The 18,441-nt window shown below is 68.2% G+C and carries 14 protein-coding genes and 1 pseudogene; 7 read left to right on the plus strand and 8 right to left on the minus strand.

Going from position 1 to position 18,441, the window contains the following annotated elements; genetic code table 11:
• Position 1: 1 nt before the first annotated feature.
• The 8 genes from uraH to AB0M15_RS30455 all read right to left on the minus strand — a co-directional run bounded on the left by uraH (position 2) and on the right by AB0M15_RS30455 (position 10,302).
• Positions 2-331 carry a hydroxyisourate hydrolase gene (gene uraH / locus AB0M15_RS30420; protein WP_363825371.1) on the minus strand — a complete coding sequence of 110 codons (330 nt, stop codon included), beginning with the start codon at positions 329-331 and terminating at the stop codon, positions 2-4.
• Positions 328-819, minus strand: coding sequence for a 2-oxo-4-hydroxy-4-carboxy-5-ureidoimidazoline decarboxylase (gene uraD / locus AB0M15_RS30425; RefSeq protein ID WP_363825374.1), 492 nt, complete (start codon positions 817-819; stop codon positions 328-330). The genes uraH and uraD (AB0M15_RS30425) overlap by 4 nt, the downstream gene beginning before the upstream one ends.
• Positions 816-2,108, minus strand: a complete 1,293-nt coding sequence (guaD, locus tag AB0M15_RS30430; protein WP_363825377.1) for a guanine deaminase — start codon at positions 2,106-2,108, stop codon at positions 816-818. The genes uraD (AB0M15_RS30425) and guaD overlap by 4 nt, the downstream gene beginning before the upstream one ends.
• Positions 2,105-2,941 (minus strand): xanthine dehydrogenase accessory protein XdhC, encoded by an 837-nt coding sequence (gene xdhC / locus AB0M15_RS30435; RefSeq protein ID WP_363825380.1) that lies wholly within the window; start codon positions 2,939-2,941, stop codon positions 2,105-2,107. Before xdhC ends, guaD begins: the two co-directional genes overlap by 4 nt.
• A gap of 1 nt (position 2,942) precedes the next feature.
• Positions 2,943-5,276 (minus strand): xanthine dehydrogenase molybdopterin binding subunit, encoded by a 2,334-nt coding sequence (gene xdhB, locus AB0M15_RS30440; RefSeq protein WP_363825383.1) that lies wholly within the window; start codon positions 5,274-5,276, stop codon positions 2,943-2,945.
• A complete protein-coding gene (locus tag AB0M15_RS30445; RefSeq protein WP_363825386.1) occupies positions 5,273-6,715 on the minus strand; it encodes an FAD binding domain-containing protein in 1,443 nt (480 codons plus the stop codon). Before AB0M15_RS30445 ends, xdhB begins: the two co-directional genes overlap by 4 nt.
• Positions 6,712-8,637, minus strand: a complete 1,926-nt coding sequence (uraD, locus tag AB0M15_RS30450) for a 2-oxo-4-hydroxy-4-carboxy-5-ureidoimidazoline decarboxylase (RefSeq protein ID WP_363825389.1) — start codon at positions 8,635-8,637, stop codon at positions 6,712-6,714. The genes AB0M15_RS30445 and uraD (AB0M15_RS30450) overlap by 4 nt, the downstream gene beginning before the upstream one ends.
• 132 nt (positions 8,638-8,769) lie before the next feature.
• Positions 8,770-10,302, minus strand: a complete 1,533-nt coding sequence (locus AB0M15_RS30455; RefSeq protein ID WP_363825393.1) for a helix-turn-helix domain-containing protein — start codon at positions 10,300-10,302, stop codon at positions 8,770-8,772.
• Positions 10,303-10,510: 208 nt separating this feature from the next.
• Between AB0M15_RS30455 and AB0M15_RS30460 the strand changes: the two genes are divergently transcribed.
• The 7 genes and pseudogenes from AB0M15_RS30460 (at position 10,511) to AB0M15_RS30490 (ending at position 18,346) form a co-directional block, all read left to right on the plus strand.
• Complete coding sequence (locus AB0M15_RS30460) at positions 10,511-11,326, plus strand: TIM barrel protein (RefSeq protein WP_363825396.1); 816 nt, start codon at positions 10,511-10,513, stop codon at positions 11,324-11,326.
• Between the two features lie 23 nt (positions 11,327-11,349).
• Entirely contained in the window at positions 11,350-12,234 is an 885-nt protein-coding gene (locus tag AB0M15_RS30465) for a 2-hydroxy-3-oxopropionate reductase (protein ID WP_363825400.1), read from the plus strand.
• Positions 12,234-13,994, plus strand: a pseudogene (gcl, locus tag AB0M15_RS30470) (glyoxylate carboligase); the annotation flags it as partial. The gene AB0M15_RS30465 and the pseudogene gcl, both read left to right, overlap by 1 nt.
• 173 nt (positions 13,995-14,167) lie before the next feature.
• Positions 14,168-15,334, plus strand: coding sequence for a glycerate kinase (locus AB0M15_RS30475; protein ID WP_363825404.1), 1,167 nt, complete (start codon positions 14,168-14,170; stop codon positions 15,332-15,334).
• A gap of 22 nt (positions 15,335-15,356) precedes the next feature.
• On the plus strand, positions 15,357-16,700 hold the full coding sequence (allB, locus tag AB0M15_RS30480) for an allantoinase AllB (RefSeq protein WP_363825409.1): 1,344 nt from the start codon (positions 15,357-15,359) through the stop codon (positions 16,698-16,700).
• Positions 16,697-17,518 carry a bifunctional allantoicase/(S)-ureidoglycine aminohydrolase gene (locus AB0M15_RS30485; RefSeq protein WP_363825413.1) on the plus strand — a complete coding sequence of 274 codons (822 nt, stop codon included), beginning with the start codon at positions 16,697-16,699 and terminating at the stop codon, positions 17,516-17,518. Before allB ends, AB0M15_RS30485 begins: the two co-directional genes overlap by 4 nt.
• A gap of 57 nt (positions 17,519-17,575) precedes the next feature.
• The gene (locus AB0M15_RS30490) at positions 17,576-18,346 is read left to right on the plus strand and encodes a BTAD domain-containing putative transcriptional regulator (protein WP_363825416.1); all 771 of its coding nucleotides are present in this window, start codon (positions 17,576-17,578) and stop codon (positions 18,344-18,346) included.
• The last annotated feature ends 95 nt before the right edge of the window (positions 18,347-18,441 follow it).

Below are 18,441 nucleotides of genomic sequence, written 5' to 3' on the forward strand. Positions count from 1 at the left end.
ATCAGCTCCCTCGATAAGTGGAAAAGGCGAACGGACTGAGCAGCAACGGAACGTGGTAATGCCGCTCGTCGGAGATCAGAAAGGTCACGGTGACCTCGGGAAAGAAGATTTCTTGTTCGGTGGCGCGCGCATAGGCGGCGGTGTCGAACCTCAGCTGATAAGTGCCGGCTGTGAGTTCCTTGGCGGTCAGGCTGCCGATCCGTCCGTCCTGGTCGGTGGTTCCGCTGCCGAGTACCAGGACGGCTGGGGTGAGGCGGGTGAGCTGGACTGGAACGCCCTGAGCGGGTTGGCCGAGGGCGGTGTCAAGGACGTGGGTGGAGAGGGTGGTCATGTGATCGCCTTTGCTAGGCGGAGGAGGGCTATTTTGCGGAGCTCTTCGTGGACTACGACTGTCTCGGTGGTGTCGTCGTTGGTGAGGCGGTGACGCAGCGCGGTGAGCATGTCAGTGGCCGACAGGCCGGTGGCGCAGATCAGGAAGACCCGGTTGAAGCGTTGCTCGTACTCCCGGTTGCCGGCCGCGAGTGCGTCCCGGACCACCGGGTCGTCGCCGACGCCGGACTGTTCCTTGCGGGACCAGGCTGCTTCGGTGCTCTCGCCCTGGGCGCGGTCACCGATGCGCGGGTGAGCGGCGAGGGCACGGGCAACCTCGTCGTTGGTCAGGGAGCGGGCAGCTTCGTCGGCGACCTTGGTGAGGGCGGCGAGGTCGGCGTACGGACGGGCTTCGAGCACGGAGTCCACCCAGCGCGGGACGTCGCAGCACGCGGCGAGCAGCGGGCGCAGCTCGTCGGCCGGAGCGGTGTCGAATTCCTGCAGGTTCATCCGACCTCCACGTCGTTGACCAGTTGGCCGTCGATCCAGACGGCGCGGACGTCGGCCGGCGTACCGAGCGTGAAGGCCCGGGCCAGCGCGTCTTCGGCATCCTCGGCGTGCTCCAGCCCGATCGCCAGCGGCGAGCCGTCGGCCGGCCGCAGCAGTTGGGCGTCGAAGCGCTTTCCCACACTCAGCTCGCCGACATCGTCCAACCCTAGAGCCGTAGCCCCGGCGGTCGTTGCCAGATGCAACAAGTGAGCGGAGTTGAGGGCCACACCGCGGTCGCCCATCAGCTGCTGACAGAAATATGCCTGCAGCCCCTCCTTCAAGAGCGAGAACCCGGTACCAGCGCCGACATCCGATCCGAGTGCGACCCGTACGCCGTGCTCGAGGTGCCGCGTCAGCGGGAACAGCCCGCTCCCCAGCGCCGCGTTGCTCGTCGGGCAGTGGGCGACCGTCGCACCGCTGTCGCCGAGCAGCTTGAGCTCGACATCGGTCGGGTGGACGTTGTGAGCCAGCACGCTGCGGTGGTCGACGAGGCGGTGCTTGTCGTACGTACTGACGTAGTCGCTGCCGCCGAAGAGCTCGGTCACGGTGGCGATCTCGGCCTCGTTCTCGTTGAGGTGCGAGGTGAAGAGCGCGCCCGGGATCTCCTCGAGGATCGTGTGGCAGGTCGCGAGGAGGTCGTCTGTGCAGGAGAGGGAGAAGCGGGGCGTTACGGCGTACCGGTTGCGGCCGACGCCGTGCCAGCGAGCGGCCAGTGCGAGCGACTCGGTGTAGGCGCGCTCCGGGGTGGTGAGGAGATCGGCGCGGATGATGCGGTCGCTCACGACCAGGCCGCTGGTGATCCGGAGGCCGACTCGCGAGGCGGCTGTGAAGAGGATGTCGACGGCGGAGGCGAAGTGCGCGCCGAAGACCAGCGCGCTCGTCGTACCGGCTGCTGCGAGGCCGCGGACGAACTCGTCGGCGACACCCGAGGCGTAGGTGTCGTCGGCCATCCGGGCTTCCTCGGGCAGCGCGTAGCGGTCGAGCCATTCGAGCAGCGGCATCCCCATCCCGCCGACGGCGCGGATCTGCGGGAAGTGCACGTGGGTGTCGACGAACCCGGGCAGTACGAGCCCGCCGGTCAGGTCGACGACGCGCTCGGCCGGGTGGGCGTCGCGCAGATCCGCGTAGCTGCCGCGGGCGGTGATCAGGCCGTCCTCGACGAGCAGTGCGGCGTCGGTCGCGACTCGCAGAGCGCCGCCGGTGAACGGGTTTTCGGGGGTATCGAGGAAGGTTCCTCTGAAGAGCGTCATGCTTTCGCCTCACGGTGAACCGGCGCGGAGTTGCGCTCGGCGACAAACAGTTGGAGCAGCCAGGCGGCCACGCTGACCGCGATCACGGCCGGCTCCTTGCCGGGCAGGTCGGACAGCCCGATCGGCGTGGTGATCGAGTCGATCGCCTCGGCCGAGTTGCCGTCGTCGGCGAGCTTCTTGCGGAACCGCGCCCACTTCGCGCTCGATCCGATCAGGCCGATCGTCGCCAGCTGCCCGTTGCGCAGCGCGGCGTCGCAGAGGGCGGCGTCCTCCGCGTGGTCGTGCGTCATCACCAACGCGTGCGTGCCGGGCGGGAGCTCACCGACGACGAGCTCCGGTAGTACCGGTACGTGGTGGATGTGCACGCCCGCCACGGCGTCGTCGAGGACCGACAGCCGCGACGGTACGAGCTGGTCGGGGCGGGAGTCGATCAGGTGGAGCTCCAGGTCGTGACGGGCCAGAATCCGGGCCAGCTCCAGTCCGACGTGACCGACCCCGAAGATCGCGACTGCCGGTACCACCGGCAACGGCTCCAGCAATAGCTTCACCTCACCGCCACAACACTGAACGGCCTGCTGGAACGGCGCCTTGTCCGACAGCGAGAACTCCATCACCTCAGGCTCGACCACCTCGGTCGCCAGCAACGCCCGAGCGCGATCGATCGCGACCGCCTCGAGATTGCCGCCACCAACAGTCGCCCAGACGTCATCAGCGGAGACGACCATCTTGGCCCCCGCATCCCGCGGCGAGTGCCCACGCACCGACACCACAGTCACCAACACCCCGGCCCGCCGCTGCTCCCGCAGGCGCTGCACAGCTCGCATCCATTCCATCTCAATCACCCCGCCTAGCTCTTTCCAGCGCCCAATAGACCGCCTCGGGCGTTGCTGGGCAGCCCAGGTCGATGCTCGTTCCGGCCGGGCCGAAGGCTGCGGCGGCTTGGCGGAGGGCTTCTCGTACTGAGAAGGCGAGCATCAGTGGGGGTTCGCCGACGGCTTTGGAGCCGTAGACTGCGCCGTCTTCGTGGGCCTTCTCCAGGAGGCGGACGTTGAAGATCTCGGGCATCTCGGAGAAGCTCGGGAGCTTGTACGTGCTGGCTGCTTGGGTGGCTAGGCGGCCGCGGTTCGGGCCGGTGCTCTCGTCCCAGCGGAGGTCCTCGAGGGTCAGCCAGCCGGCGCCCTGGACGAAGCCGCCTTCGATCTGGCCGATGTCGATCAACGGGCTGAGGCTGTCGCCGACGTCGTGGACGATGTCCACCTGGCGCAAGGTGTACGCGCCAGTGAAGGCGTCGACCTCCACCTCGGAGGCAGCCACGCCGTACGCGAAGTACTTGAACGGCTCACCCCGCATCGCGTTGGCGTCCCAGTGCAGACCCTCGGTGCGGTAGAAGCCGGCCGCCCACAGCTGCACCCGCTGGAAGTACGCCGCGTTGACGACCTCTTCCCAGGTAAGCGTCGGGCTGTCGAAGGTCAGCCCGCGGACGACGCCGTCGACGAAGCGCACATCATGCGCACCGATGCCGAGCTTGCCCCCGGCAACTTGTTCGAGGCGGGTGCGGATCTGCTCGCAGGCGTTCTTGATCGCGGCCCCGTTGAGGTCGGCACCCGAGCTAGCCGCCGTCGCCGACGTATTGGGCACCTTGTCGGTCCTGGTCGGCGCCAGCCGTACTCGCGACAGCGGAATGCCCAGCGACGTCGCCGCCACCTGCAGCATCTTCGTGTGCAGGCCCTGGCCCATCTCGGTGCCGCCGTGATTGATCAGCACCGACCCGTCCTTGTAGACGTGCACCAGCGCGCCCGCCTGGTTGAAGGCGGTCAGGTTGAACGAGATCCCGAACTTCACCGGCGTCATCGCGATCGCCCGCTTGAGGTGCGGATGGGTTGCGTTGAACTCCTCGATCTCGGTCTTCCGGCGCTCGATGTCGCCCTCCGAGAGGACTTCGCTCCAGCACGCCTCGAGCCGCTCAGCGTGCCGGACCGGCATCCCGTACGGCGTACTGTCGCCGGACCGGTAGAAGTTGCGCCGCCGCAGCTCCATCGCGTCGTACCCGAGCTTCGGCGCGCACCGGCCGAGGATGTCCTCGATGACGAGCATGCCTTGCGGCCCACCGAAGCCGCGGAAAGCGGTCTGCGACGTCTTGTTCGTCTTGGCGATCCGGCCGTCGACGCGGACGTTCGGGATCGAGTACCCGTTGTCGATGTGGCACATCGCGCGGGCGAGCACCGGCTCGGACAGATCGAGACTCCAGCCGCCGTCCGCGGTGAGGGTTGCATCAAGGGCAAGGAGATGACCCTCGTCGTCGAAGGCGACCCGCCACGAGCTGTGGAAGCCGTGGCGCTTGCCGGTCATCGTGACGTCCTGGGTGCGGTTGAGCCGCAGCCGTACCGGGCGCCCGGTCAGCGTCGCGCCGAGTGCCGCGATGGCCGCGAACCCGTGCGGCTGCATCTCCTTGCCGCCGAAGCCGCCGCCCATCCGCAAGCACTGGACGGTCACCGCGTGGCTCGCTACACCGAGCACGTGGGCGATGATCTCCTGCGTTTCCGACGGGTGCTGCGTGCTGCTCTGGACGAAGATCTGGCCGCCCTCGTCGATGAGCGCCAGCGCCGAGTTGGTCTCCAGGTAGAAGTGCTCCTGGCCGGCGAACTCGAACTCGCCCTCGAAGACATGCGGAGCCGACGCCAACGCACCCTCGACATCGCCGCTCTCCAGGTGGCGGCCGATTCCCTGGAAGTTGCCTACGGCAATTGCCTCGCGGACTGTGACCAGCGAAGGCAGCTCTTCGTACTCGACCTCGACCGCCAAGGCGCCGAGCCGCGCAGCCTCCAGCGTCTCGCCGAGCACCCAGCAGATCGCGTGCCCATGGAACATCGCCTCCGATGGGAACAGCGGTTCATCATGCTTGACCCCGGCGTCGTTGACGCCAGGAACATCCTCGGACGTCAGTACCCGGACAACCCCCGGTACGTCGTACGCGGGCTTGACCCGGAGATCCAGGATCCGCGCGTGAGCGTGCGGCGACTGGACCGGCCACGCGTGCAGTACGTCGTGCGTGCGGATGACGAGGTCGTCGGTGTAGAGCGCCTCGCCGGTCACATGCAACGCTGCGCTCTCGTGCGGGAGCGGCAGCCCGACGATCGAGTTCTCCGGACGAAGCGACAGCGAGCTCATGCGCTGACCCCCTCTGCTGCGAGGTGCTGGGCATAGAACCGCAGCAGCGACTGCCCCAGCATCGCCGACCGGTACGCCGAACTGGCCCGGTGATCGTCCATCGGAGTCCCCTCGGCGGCCAGCACCACAGCCGCTTCGCGGACGGTCGACTCATCCCACCGTCGCCCGACCAGCGCCTCCTCCGTCGCTCTCGCGCGCAACGGAGTAGCAGCCACCCCACCGAGCCCGATCCGCGCCCGGCTGACAACCCCGTCGACGACCTCGACGGCATACCCGATCGCCACACTCGAAATATCGTCGAACCGCCGCTTGGCGATCTTGTGGAACGCGGTCATCGGCGCCAACGGCAACGGAATCACCACACTACGAATCAACTCGTCCGGCGCCTTCACCGTCTGCCGATACCCCGTGAAGTACTCCGCCAACGCGACGACCCGCTCACCACGAGCCGACGCCAGCACAAGCGACGCGTCGAGAGCCAACAACGCCGGCGGCGTATCACCAATCGGCGAAGCGGTCCCGAGGTTGCCACCGATAGTCGCCCCGTTCCGGATCAGACGAGAGGCAAACTGCGGGAAAAGCTGCCCGAGCAGCGGCACCTGTCCATCAAGCAACCGCTCAATCTCAGAAAGCGTCAACGCCGCACCGATCCGCACCTCACCGGCCCCGAAGTCGAACTCGCGGAGTTCGGGGAGGCGGTCGATGGCTATTACTAGGGGTGGGCGGAGGCCGCGGATGTTTACTTCGACTCCGGCGTCGGTGGAGCCGGCGAGCAGGCGGGCTTCGGGGCGGGTGGTTAGGAGGTCCAGCACCTCGGGCAGCGTGGCTGGGCGGAGGAACTCGGATCCGTTTGTCGACAGCTGGGTGGGTGCGGGGGGAGGGGGTGGTGATGAGCGGCGTGTTGCGAGGGTGTCGTCGGGGGAGGGGGTGCCCAAGGCGTAGGCGGCGTCTCGGATGGGGCGGTAGCCGGTGCAGCGGCAGAGGTTGCCGCTGAGGGCGTGGAGGTCGAAGCCGTTGGGGCCGTGTTCGTGGTCGCAGCCATCGGAGACGGCGGGCGCAGTACGGGCTGGGCGGTAGTACTCGGCGGCCATGCTGCAGACGAAGCCGGGAGTACAGAAGCCGCATTGCGAACCACCGCGGACGGCCATCTCCTGCTGGACGGGGTGCAGCGAGGTGCTCTTGCCCAGACCCTCGGAGGTGATGATCTCCTGGCCGTCCAGGGAGGCAGCGGGCAGCAGGCAGGCATTGACGGCCGTCCACTCGGTGGGGCTGTCGATACCGGGGCGGGCGACGAGCACGGAGCAAGCACCGCACTCGCCCTCGGCACAGCCTTCCTTGGCGCCGGTCAGCCCGCGATCGCGAAGCCAGTCCAGCACGGTGGTGTGGACGGGTACGCCGTCGAGTCGGGCGTCCCGGCCGTTCACCTTGATCGTCGTCATGGTCGGCTCCAGCGGGTCCTTGCACTGTGGATGGGGTTCGCGTCCTGCAGGAAGTCGTCGAAGCGGTAGCCGGCGATCTTCGCGATCTCCAGCAGCGCGGCGGCATGTTCCTGGTTCTCGCAGTTGCCGAGCCGCACCCGGCCCTGCTCCACGATCCGGTCGAACGACTCCGCATCCCTTACCGAGATAACGAGCGGGAAACCGAATCGCTCCTTGTACTCCGCGGTGATCGCCGCCAACTCGTCCCGATCAGGCTCCGGCAGGAACGTCAGCCCACGGGTGGCCTGGTCCCGCAGCGACGCCTCACCGCTGAGCCCATCAGCGACGAACTGCGAACCGAGCTGCGGGTACGACCCGATCAGCTCGCGCTGCTCCTCAGGCGACCCGGAGAACAGCGCCTCCTGGAACGACCGCCGCAACGCGTGCGTGTCGGTGAACGGCCGCATCTCCCAGGCCCGCTCGACCATCCACGTCGGCCCCTGGAACAACCCGGAGAAGGTCTGCACGAACTCGTCGCGGCTCATCTTGTTGACCTGGTCGAGCCGGACCAGACCGGTACGGTTCGGCTGACCGGCCACAGCGGGCCCGAAGTCCTTGCCGACGTGGTGGAAGAGCAGGTTCAGCCCGATCGCGGTCAGGCTGCCGAGCGTGATGCCGCTGCCGAAGATGATCTCGGCCCAGTCCGGTACCGCCTGGGAGATCTGCGGCTGCGCGGTCACGTACATCGCCAGCCCGACGCTGGTCGCCACGATCACCACGTTGCGGTGGTCGTGGAAGTCGACCTTGGCCAGCGTCTGGAAACCGACCACCGCCACCGTCGCGAACATCGCCAGGGCGGCGCCGCCCAGGACTGGGTGCGGGATGCCGGCCACGATCGCGCCCGCCTTGGGGATCAGGCCGAGCAGGATCATGATGCCGCCGGCCGAGGCGACCACCCAGCGGCTCTTCACCCGGGTCAGCCGGACCAGCCCGACGTTCTCGGCGAAGCAGGTGTACGGGAAGGAGTTGAAGACACCGCCGATGGTGGTGGCCAGGCCGTCGGCCCGCAGGGCCCGGGCGATGTCGTCGCGGCTGATCCGCTTCTGCACGATCTCGCCGGTCGCGAACACGTCGCCGGTGGTCTCCACCGCGGTGATCAGCATGACGACGACCATCGAGATGATCGCGGCGATCGAGAACTTCGGCCAGCCGAAGTAGAACGGCTGCGTGACACCGACCCAGGCCGCGTCGCCGACCGCACCGAAGTGCGCGTCACCGAAGGACCAAGCGACGAGCGTCCCGACGACCAGACCGACCAGTACCGCGACGGTGGCCATGAAGCCCTTGAAGACCCGTTGGATCAAGACGATCAGTGCGAGCGTGCCGAGTGCGTACGCGAGGTTCTTGCCGCTGGTCGGGTCCGAGGTCGGTCCCGCGCCGCCCGTCGCGTCGCCGGCGGCCACCGGTAGCAGGGCCAGGCCGATGATCGTGATCACCGAGCCGGTGACGACGGGCGGGAAGTACCGGATCAGTTTGCTGAAGAACGGCGCGATGAAGAAGGTGGCCAACCCGGCGACCAGGACAGCGCCGTAGATCACCAGCAAGCCGTTGGTACCGCCGCCGGCCGCGAGGCCGATCGCGATCATCGGCGAGACGGCTGTGAACGTCACGCCCTGCAGCAGCGGCAGCCGGACGCCGACCTTCCAGAAGCCGACCGACTGGATGATCGAGGCGATGCCGCAGGTGAACAGGTCGGCGTTGATCAGGTGCACGAGCTGCGCCGTGGTCAGGCCGATCGAGTTCGCCAGCAGGATCGGGACGATCACCGCGCCGGCGTAGAAGGCCAGCACGTGCTGGGTGCCGTAGACGGCGAGCTTGCCCGGCGACAGGACTTCGTCGACGGGATGACGGTTCGCGCGGCTCGGTCGCGTTTCTGCCTTCATTTCGGCACCTTCCAAGGGGTCGCGGCGGATCTGACCTGCACGACAGCTTGGGCTCAGGCGGCGGCTGATTGCACCCGATAAACCTCTGAACTTGCGGGGTTTCCGATCCAGGTGTTTTGGAGGATCCTCCAATCAGAGCGATTTGAGGGCGAGGAACACGTCGACCCGGTCCTCGAAGTTCGACAGATCGCGACCGGTCAGTTGCTCCACGCGTTCGATCCGGTAGCGAACGGTGTTGACGTGCAGGTGCAGGGACTCCGCGGTCCGCGACCAGGAGCCCGACCAGGCCAGGAACTCCGTCAGCGTGGCCAGCAGATCCGCCCGGGTCCGGCGATCGTGTTCGAGCACCGGGCCCAGGACGCGGTGCGCGTAGGTGCGCCGGACGTCGTCGGGCACGGTCGCCAGCAGCAGGACGTGCGAGGCGACCTCGTCGGAGGTGACGACCGAGACCCTGGTACGCCCGGACAGCGCCGCCCGTTGCGCGAAGCGTGCCTCCTCCAGCGCTCCGGTCAGGGCGTCGACGGTCGTCTCGCCGCTGACGCCGACCGCGAGTCTGGCCCTCGACAGGCCGGGTTCGAGGCGGCCGAATGCGCTGCGGAGTAGGTCTGGCAGCTCGGCAGTCCACGGCAGCAACGCGACCAGCAGGCCGTCCCGCCCGGCCGCCACGACTGCCGGTCCGACGGTGAGGGCGACGTCCTCGATCAGCGAGTGCGCGATCTCGACCGGGCCGTCGTCTCTGAGCTCGGCCACGGCGACAGCCATCGGGCGATCGACCTGTACGCCGGCCTGGCGCAGGCGAGTAGCGACCTCCGCTTGCGGGCCACCCGATTCGACCAGGCTCAGCGCGTCCTCGACCAGCGGGCGTAGCGCGAGGCGGCCCTCGTCGCGGCGTACGCGGTCGAGAGCGGCGATGGCGCACAACTCTTGGACTGCCTCGACGTGGGCGCGGGCCCATTGGGTGTGGTCGCCGTCGACGACGAGCAGCCAGGCGGTGAGGCGGTTGCCGAGCCCGGATCCGATGGGGAACACGCTGTACGACGTGCCGGCTGCGTCGGCGACCGCGGGTGTGCGATCCGCCGTCAGGAAGCGCCTGGTGATCGCGTTGAGAGTGTCGTCGTCGAGCGGTCCCGGGCCCGGTACTACGTGACGGCCGGTGGAGGTGATGACGCGGCAGTCGTGGCCGATTTCCGTGGAGATGCGAGCGGTCAGTTCATCGAGACTGCGGCCGGAGGCGATCGCCGAGAGGAGCTGGCGCTGGCGGACGAGGCTGGCGGACAGGCGGGCGCCGGTACCGGCTGAGCCGGCTGCTGCGACGTACTCGGTGACGTCGGCGAAGGCGATCTCGGTGGGGACCTCGACGAGCGTGACCTGGTGGCGGCGGCAGGCCTCGAGGAGGTCGGCGGGGACTTCGCCGAGGAGCGCCTTGCCGGCCAGGATCGTGGTCGCGCCGCGCCCGGCGACCGATGCGACGAAGGTTTCGCTGTCCTTGGCGCTGCGGCGCCAGACCAGGCCGGTGAGGACGAGCTCGCCGCCGTTGAGGTAGTTGCCGGGCTCGAGCAGGTCGGTGGTGATGATCCGGCCGATCGGGCGGTCGTAGGCGCCGCGGGCCGCGTGGAGCAGCCGGAGCCGCAGTTCCGGCGGCTCGAACAGTTCGGAGAGCAGCATCTGCGTCCCTTCATCCCTTTGGAGGAACGTACAACGCGGGCACGCGCGCGCGAAAGGAGTGCTTTTCGAGAAGAGCGCCCCTCCGGACAGCGATCAGGCCTCTTCGGGCTTTGCGGCCGGTGCTTGACGGGCCGTCGACCGGCATCCTATGGTCATTTCGCATAGCAGAAGCAAGTTTCCACAATGCGGAAAATGAGAGAAGGACTCCATGAGCCACGCGCTGCGTCACGCCGTGAACTGCTCGATTCTGTTCACCGAGCTGCCGCTGCTGGAGCGCCCGGCAGCTGCCCGGGAGGCCGGGTTCGGGGCGGTCGAGTTCTGGTGGCCGTTCGCTGAGGCCGTGCCGGGGGATGCCTCCGTCGAGGGGTTCGTGGCGGCGATCCGGGATGCCGGGGTGCAGTTGGTCGGGCTCAACTTCTTCGCCGGCGACATGCCGGCTGGTGATCGCGGGCTGGTGTCGTCGCCCAAGCGGTCGGGGGAGTTCCGGGACAACGTCGACGTGACCGTCGGCATCGGCGAGCAGCTTGGGTGCCGGGCCTTCAACGCGCTTTACGGGAACCGCGAAGACGGCGTGGCGGCGCGGGAGCAGGATGAGCTTGCCGTGGAGAACCTTGCGCTGGCGGCTCGGGCGGCCGGCCGGATCGACGCGACGGTGCTGGTCGAGCCGGTCAGCGGGGCTGAGCGGTATCCGCTGCGGACGGCCGCCGATGTGCTGGGCGTCATCGATCAGGTGCAGGTACAGAACCTCGGGCTGCTTGCGGATCTGTACCACCTCGCGGTCAACGGTGATGACGTCGATCGGGTGATCGCCGAGCACACCGACCGGATCGCGCATGTGCAGATCGCGGATGCTCCTGGGCGCAACGAGCCCGGGACCGGATCGCTTCCGCTCGACGCCCAGCTCGCCGCGCTGGAGGCCAACGGCTACGGCGGCTGGGTCTCGCTCGAGTACAAGCCGGCCACTTCCACCAATGACAGCTTCAGCTGGTTGCCGCGTTCGCGCCGCGGCCTGGCTCCTTCCTGATAGACACCGTTTAGGAGATAGAGATGACGAACATTGCTTTCATCGGGCTCGGCATCATGGGCAACCCGATGGCTGTCCACCTCGCCAACGCGGGTCACGTGGTCGCTGGGTTCGATCGGAGCCCGGAGCGGGCTGTCGCGCTGGTCGAGGCCGGTGGGCGGGCGGCCGAATCGCTGGCCGACGCGGTCAAGGGTGCCGACGTGGTCTGCGTGATGGTGCCGGATTCGCCGGACGTCGAGCAGGTGCTGACCGGCGAGGAAGGGGTCTTCCAGCTGGCCGAGACGGGCACGCTGATCATCGACTTCTCGTCCATCCGCCCGGACGTCACGCAGCAGCTCGCCGAGCAGGCGCGGGCGGTCGGGTTCCGGATGCTCGACGCTCCGGTGTCCGGCGGTGAGGCCGGCGCCCGGAACGCGGCGTTGTCGATCATGGTCGGCGGTGAGGCGGACGACTTCGCCATCGCCAAGCCGCTGTTCGACGCCGTCGGGAAGACCGTGGTGCATGTCGGTCCGAGCGGCTCGGGGCAGACGGTCAAGGCTGCCAATCAGTTGATCGTCGCTGCCAACATTCAGGCGGTGTCCGAGGCGCTGATCTTCCTGGAGGCATACGGCGTGGACACGAAGGCCGCGCTGGAGGTGCTCGGTGGTGGTCTTGCCGGATCGGCGGTGCTGCAGCAGAAGAAGGAGAACATGTTGTCGCGCTCCTTCCAGCCCGGGTTCCGGATCGATCTGCATCACAAGGACATGGGCATCGTGACGGCGGCCGCTCGCGAGGCGGGGGTCGTCGTGCCGCTCGGTGCTCTGGTTGCTCAGCTGGTCGCGTCGGCTCGGGCCAACGGTGATGGCGGGCTTGACCACTCTGCTCTGTTGCGCGGCGTGGAGCGACTCTCCGGGAAGGGCGTGGCCTGATGGCTCGCATGCGCGCGGTCGATGCCGCAGTACTGATCCTGGAGAAGGAGGGCGCGACGCAGGCCTTCGGGTTGCCTGGTGCCGCGATCAATCCGTTCTACAGCGCTCTGAAGAAGCATGGCGGGGTCAAGCACGTTCTGGCGCGGCACGTCGAGGCTGCTTCTCATATGGCCGAGGGGTACACGCGGGCCGCCTACGGGAACATCGGCGTCTGCATCGGTACCTCGGGGCCGGCCGGTACCGACATGATCACCGGCCTGTACTCCGCGTCGGCCGACTCGATCCCGATCCTGTGCATCACCGGGCAGGCGCCGGTGGCCAAGCTGCACAAGGAGGACTTCCAGGCGGTCGACATCGCCTCGATCGCCGGGCCGGTCGCCAAGTGGGCGGTGACGGTGATGGAGGCGGCGCAAGTGCCGGGGACGTTCCAGCGCGCGTTCTGGTTGATGCGCGAGGGGCGGCCGGGGCCGGTGCTCGTCGACCTGCCGATCGACGTGCAGCTGGCCGAGATCGAGTTCGACATCGACACGTACGAGCCGCTGCCGGTACTACGGCCGGCCGCGACCCGGGCGCAGGCGGAGAAGGCGCTGGGCATGCTCAACTCCGCCGCGCGGCCGCTGATCGTTGCGGGTGGTGGGGTGATCAACGCGGACGCCGCTTCGTTGCTGGTCGAGTTTGCCGAGCTGGTCGGCGTACCGGTTGTGCCGACGTTGATGGGGTGGGGTTCGATTCCGGACGATCATCCGCTGGCGGCTGGGATGGTCGGGCTGCAGACGTCGCATCGGTATGGGAACGCGACGTTGCTCGCGTCGGACTTCGTGCTGGGGATCGGCAATCGGTGGGCCAACCGGCATACCGGGTCGATCGCGACGTACACCGAAGGCCGCAAGATCGTGCACGTCGACATCGAGCCGACGCAGATCGGGCGGGTGCTGGCGCCGGACTACTCGATCGTCTCGGATGCGCGGGCCGCGCTCGAGGTTTTCATCGAGGTCGCGCGGGAGTGGGCTTTGGAAGGCAAGCTGGCCGGGCGCTTCAGCTGGGGCGAGGAGTGCCGCGAGCGGCGGGCGACGCTGCAGCGGAAGACGCACTTCGATGTGGTGCCGGTGAAGCCGCAACGCGTCTACGAGGAGATGAACCGCGCCTTCGATGCGGACACCCGGTATGTGAGCACGATCGGCCTGTCGCAGATCCAGGCGGCGCAGTTGCTGCATGTGTATCGGCCGCGGCACTGGATCAACGCGGGTCAAGCCGGACCGTTGGGGTGGACTGTGCCGGCGGCGCTCGGTGTCGCGGTTGCCGACCCCGACTCGACTGTCGTCGCGCTGTCGGGTGACTACGACTTCCAGTTCCTGATCGAGGAGCTGGCGGTGGGTGCCCAGTTCAACATCCCTTACATCCATGTCGTCGTGAACAACTCGTACCTGGGCCTGATCCGCCAAGCCCAGCGCGGTCTCGAAATGGACTACTGCGTCCAACTCTCCTTCGAAAACCTCAACAGCCCCGAACTCAACGGGTACGGGGTCGACCACGTCAAGGTCGCCGAAGGCCTGGGCTGCAAGGCGCTACGCGTCTCCGAGCCGGACGAGATCCTCCCCGCCCTGGAACAGGCGAAGAAACTGCTGGACGAGTTCCGCGTCCCGGTAGTCGTCGAGGTGATCCTCGAACGAGTCACCAACGTCTCCATGGGCACCGAACTCGACAACATCACCGAATTCGAACCCCTGGCAGAAACCCCAGAAGACGCCCCCACTGCAATCCTCACCTCCACACAGCCCGCCGATCACCCCAGCTCCACCCCGGCCGGGGCGTCAGCGCCAGCCCTCGCCCCAGCCGGAGCCTCGGCGCTCTCCTCGACCAGCGCTCCGGCCACCGCACCGCAGCCGTCCTCGGCCACGGCGGCCACGGCCACCGCCGTGTCGGCGCCTAGCTGATGTCGGGTTCTTCCTCGCCGCCGCCGCCGCTGGCGGAGCCAGCGGCGGGATGGCGGGTCATTGTTGCCTCGGACAAGTTCAAGGGGTCGCTGGCTAGCGACGAAGTCGCGGCTGCAGTCGGCGACGGGGTGCGCAAGGCGCGACCGGATGTTGAGGTCGACTGGGTGCCGGTGGCTGATGGTGGGGATGGGACGTTGGCTGCTGTTGTTGCAGCGGGGTTCGAGCTGGTGCCGGTGGCGGCTTGTGGGCCTACTGGTGAGCTGGTGCGGAGTGGGTACGCCCGGCGCGGGGACACGGCTGTTGTTGAGTTGGCTGATGTCTGCGGGCTGGTGCGGCTGCCTGGCGGTGAGCCGGCTCCGATGACGGCCTCCTCGCGTGGTGTCGGTGAAGTACTGGCTGCTGCGATCGATAGCGGCTGTACCCGGGTGATCCTCGGGATCGGCGGCAGTGCCAGTACGGACGGAGGCGTCGGGCTGATCCGAGCACTGGGAGCCCGGGTGCTCGACGCCCACGGGGACGAAGTACCGGAGGGTGGTGCCGGGTTACTTGCCGCGGAGTCGCTTGAGCTAGCCGCACTCCGCGAACGGCTGCAGGGCGTCGAGCTGGTTGTCGCCTGCGACGTGGACAACCCGCTGACCGGCCCAACCGGCGCTGCGGCGACGTACGGGCCTCAGAAGGGGGCTGGGCCGGGGGAGGTCGAGGAGCTCGACAAGGGACTGGGGCACTGGGCCGATCTGGTCGCCCGCCCAGTCGGTCGCGACCTCCGGGAGGCGCCGGGGGCGGGGGCTGCCGGCGGCGTGGGGTTTGTGGTGGTCGCGGTGCTGGGCGGGCAGTTGCGGGCGGGGATTGAGTTGGTGCTGGAGCTGGTGGGGTTCAGGGAGCGTCTGGTGGGGGCGGATCTGCTGGTGACGGGGGAGGGGAAGTTGGACGAGCAGACGTTGCGGGGGAAGGCGGTGGCGGGCGTGGCTGCGATGGGGGCGGCTGCCGGCGTACCGGTGGTGGCTGTTTGCGGGGTCAACACGCTGGACGGGGAGCAGTTGAGGGAGGCGGGGGTCGGGAAGGCCTACGCGCTGACCGACCTGGAGCCCGACGTGCAGCGGTGTATCGCCGATCCGGCGCCGTTGCTGCGATTGCTCGGTGAACAGATCGCCGCCGACCTACGATGAGTTTCAACCGAGAGGGGACCGCATGACCGCGCTGGACCTCGTCATCCGGGCCCGCCGGATGGTCAGTACCACGGGCCTGGTGCCCGCCGCCGTCGGCGTGAAAGACGGCCGAATCGTCAGCATCGACCCGTACGACGCCGCCCGCGAAGCACTCGACGTCGTCGAGTTGGCTGAGGACGAGGTGTTGTTTCCGGGGCTGGTGGACTCGCATGTGCATGTGAACGATCCGGGGCGGACCGACTGGGAAGGGTTCACCAGCGCGACCCGGGCGGCCGCGGCCGGTGGTGTCACGACGATCGTCGACATGCCGCTCAACAGCATCCCGCCGACTTGCGACGTACCGGCGCTGGAGCTCAAGAGGAAGACGGCCCAGAGCCAGGCATTTGTGGATGTTGGGTTCTGGGGTGGCGCGATTCCGGGGAACGCTGAGCAGTTGCGGCCGTTGCACGAGGCCGGGGTGTTCGGGTTCAAGTGCTTCCTGCTGCACTCGGGGGTCGACGAGTTCCCGCCGCTGGATTCCGGGCAGCTGGAGCAGGCGATGCGGGAGATCAGTTCGTTCGACGGGCTGCTGATCGTGCATGCCGAGGATGCGCATCGGATCGACAGTGCTCCCGCGCCGGACGGTGCGAGTTATCAGCCCTTCCTGCACTCCCGTCCACGCGACGCGGAGAACGCGGCGGTGGCTCAGGTGATCGACCTCGCTCGCCAGACTGGTTGCCGGGTGCACATCTTGCACGTCTCCAGCGCAGACGTCCTGCCGCTACTCGCGACCGCCCGGCGCGACGGCGTACGGATCACGGCGGAGACCTGCCCGCACTACCTCACCTTCTCCGCCGAGGAGATCCCCGACGGCGCAACGCAGTACAAGTGCTGCCCGCCCATCCGTGAGGCGGCCAACCGCGAGTTGCTCTGGCAGGGGTTGCGCGACGGGCTGATCGACCTGGTGGTGTCCGATCACTCGCCATCGACGATCGACCTCAAGCGGCTCGACACCGGCGACTTCGGCGCGGCTTGGGGTGGTATCGCCTCGCTCCAGGTCGGGCTGCCTGCCATCTGGACGGGGGCGCGCGAGCGCGGATTCACGCTGACCGACGTCGCCCGCTGGATGTGTCAGGCACCGGCCGCGCAGGTCGGTCTGGGACAAAAGGGCCGGCTCGAGGTCGGGTACGACGCGGACTTCTGTGTCTTCGCGCCCGACGAGTCGTTCGTGGTGGACGTCGCCGCGCTGCACCACAAGAACGCGATCACCCCGTACGCCGGCAGGCCACTGGCCGGTGTGGTGCGCAGTACGTGGCTGCGCGGCCGCCCGATCGACATCCACGCCGACCCCCGTGGCCGGCTGCTGACCCGAGGAGACGACGCATGACCTACTACTCCCCGAAGGGCGGGCATCCCGCGCAGACGGAGCTGACCACCGATCGCGCGGTCTTCACCGAGTCGTACGCCGTCCTGCCGCGGGGCACGATGCGCGACATCGTCACCAGCCAGCTGCCGTTCTGGGACAACACCAGGCTCTGGGTGATCGCGCGGCCGCTGTCGGGGTTCGCGGAGACGTTCTCGCAGTACATCGTCGAGGTCTCACCGGGCGGTGGCAGCGACAAGCCGGAGACGGATCCGGGTGCGTCAGCGATACTCTTCGTTGTCTCCGGCAACTTGGTGCTGACGGTCGGCGGGGAGAAGCACGAGCTGGCGCCGGGCGGTTACGCATTCCTGCCGCCCAGCTCGGACTGGACGCTGCGCAACACCAGCGATCAGCTCGCGACCTTCCATTTCGTCCGCAAGGCGTACGAGGCGGTCGAGGGGATTCCGGCGCCGGAGGCCTTCGTCACGAACGAGACCGAGGTCGAGGGCATCGAGATGCCCGGCACCGAGGGGCGGTGGCGGACCCAGCGGTTCGTCGATCCGCTGGATGTCCGGTACGACTTCCACGTCAACATCGTGAGCTTCGAGCCGGGCGGGGTGATCCCGTTCCCGGAGACGCATGTGATGGAACACGGCATCTACATCCTCGAAGGCAAGGCCGTGTACCTGCTCAACAAGGACTGGGTCGAGGTGCAGGAGGGCGACTTCCTCTGGCTCCGCGCCTTCTGCCCCCAGGCTTGTTACGCCGGCGGTCCTGGGCCGTTCCGGTACCTCATCTACAAGGACGTGAACCGCCACGCGAAGCTCCCGCGGCTGAGCTGACCACCCCCGCCCAGGCCTTGCAAGGTGTTTGCAAGGTCTGGGCGGGAACGTGGGGGCATGGGAGCCGGGGTGGTGTGTCGGGTGTTGGGGGAGCTGGCGTTCGAGATCGACGGGGTCGGGATCCCGTTGGGTGGGGTTCTGTCGCGGCGGTTGGTGGCTGGGCTGGCCACGGGGGACGGGTTCGCGGTGTCTGATGAGGTGCTGGCCGAGTACGTCTGGCAGGACGAGCAGCCGGCGGCCGCGGTACGGGCGTTGCGGGTGATGGTTTGGCGGTTGCGAAGTACGGGGATCGGGGAGTGGATTCGGCGGATGCCGGCGGGCTATGCGCTGGCCGTGCCGGTCGAGCAGACGGATCACGGTCAGTTTGTTGCTGCGGTTAACAGGGGGCTGCAGCAGCTCAGGGGGAATGACGCGATCCGGGCTGAGGCGAGTCTGGAGTCGGCGCTGGCGTTGTGGCGCGGTACGCCGTGGGCGGATCTGGGGGAGTCGCCGTTGGTGGCCGGCTCGCGGGCGCGGTTGGAGGAGCTTCGCCAGGTCGCGGTGGAGGAGTTGCAGGCGGCTCGGCTGACGGTCGGTGATGTCGCTCGGGCTGTTCCTGCGCTGGAACAGGCCGTTGCCGAGAGCCCCTATCGCGAACGCCGCTGGGAACTGCTCGTCTTGGCCCTTTGTCAAGCAGGTCGGCCCGAAAGGGCAATCGCCGAACTCCACCGAGTCCGCAGCCTCCTCGCCGACGGTGTCGGCCTCGACCCGGGCCCGTCACTGTGCGCCCTCGAACACCGCCTCACCCCACGCCACCGAGTCCCCGTCCGAAGCGGCCGCTGGCGCTGACACCCAGCCCCAGGCATCGAAGGGGCAGCGTATGGTCTGGGGGTGTTCGAGTGCCGGGTTCTGGGGCCGGTCGAGGTTTTGGTTGACGGGGTTCA

This window comes from Kribbella sp. NPDC051718 (assembly GCF_040681515.1).
Lineage (GTDB): Bacteria > Actinomycetota > Actinomycetes > Propionibacteriales > Kribbellaceae > Kribbella.

Excerpts from the sequence above, each read along its gene's own strand:
- uraH (WP_363825371.1), bottom strand. The coding sequence starts at position 331 with ATGACCACCCTCTCCACCCACGTCCTTGACACCGCCCTCGGCCAACCC.
- uraD (WP_363825374.1), bottom strand. The coding sequence starts at position 819 with ATGAACCTGCAGGAATTCGACACCGCTCCGGCCGACGAGCTGCGCCCG.
- guaD (WP_363825377.1), bottom strand. The coding sequence starts at position 2,108 with ATGACGCTCTTCAGAGGAACCTTCCTCGATACCCCCGAAAACCCGTTC.
- xdhC (WP_363825380.1), bottom strand. The coding sequence starts at position 2,941 with ATGGAATGGATGCGAGCTGTGCAGCGCCTGCGGGAGCAGCGGCGGGCC.
- xdhB (WP_363825383.1), bottom strand. The coding sequence starts at position 5,276 with ATGAGCTCGCTGTCGCTTCGTCCGGAGAACTCGATCGTCGGGCTGCCG.
- AB0M15_RS30445 (WP_363825386.1), bottom strand. The coding sequence starts at position 6,715 with ATGACGACGATCAAGGTGAACGGCCGGGACGCCCGACTCGACGGCGTA.
- uraD (WP_363825389.1), bottom strand. The coding sequence starts at position 8,637 with ATGAAGGCAGAAACGCGACCGAGCCGCGCGAACCGTCATCCCGTCGAC.
- AB0M15_RS30455 (WP_363825393.1), bottom strand. The coding sequence starts at position 10,302 with ATGCTGCTCTCCGAACTGTTCGAGCCGCCGGAACTGCGGCTCCGGCTG.
- AB0M15_RS30460 (WP_363825396.1), top strand. The coding sequence starts at position 10,511 with ATGAGCCACGCGCTGCGTCACGCCGTGAACTGCTCGATTCTGTTCACC.
- AB0M15_RS30465 (WP_363825400.1), top strand. The coding sequence starts at position 11,350 with ATGACGAACATTGCTTTCATCGGGCTCGGCATCATGGGCAACCCGATG.
- AB0M15_RS30475 (WP_363825404.1), top strand. The coding sequence starts at position 14,168 with ATGTCGGGTTCTTCCTCGCCGCCGCCGCCGCTGGCGGAGCCAGCGGCG.
- allB (WP_363825409.1), top strand. The coding sequence starts at position 15,357 with ATGACCGCGCTGGACCTCGTCATCCGGGCCCGCCGGATGGTCAGTACC.
- AB0M15_RS30485 (WP_363825413.1), top strand. The coding sequence starts at position 16,697 with ATGACCTACTACTCCCCGAAGGGCGGGCATCCCGCGCAGACGGAGCTG.
- AB0M15_RS30490 (WP_363825416.1), top strand. The coding sequence starts at position 17,576 with ATGGGAGCCGGGGTGGTGTGTCGGGTGTTGGGGGAGCTGGCGTTCGAG.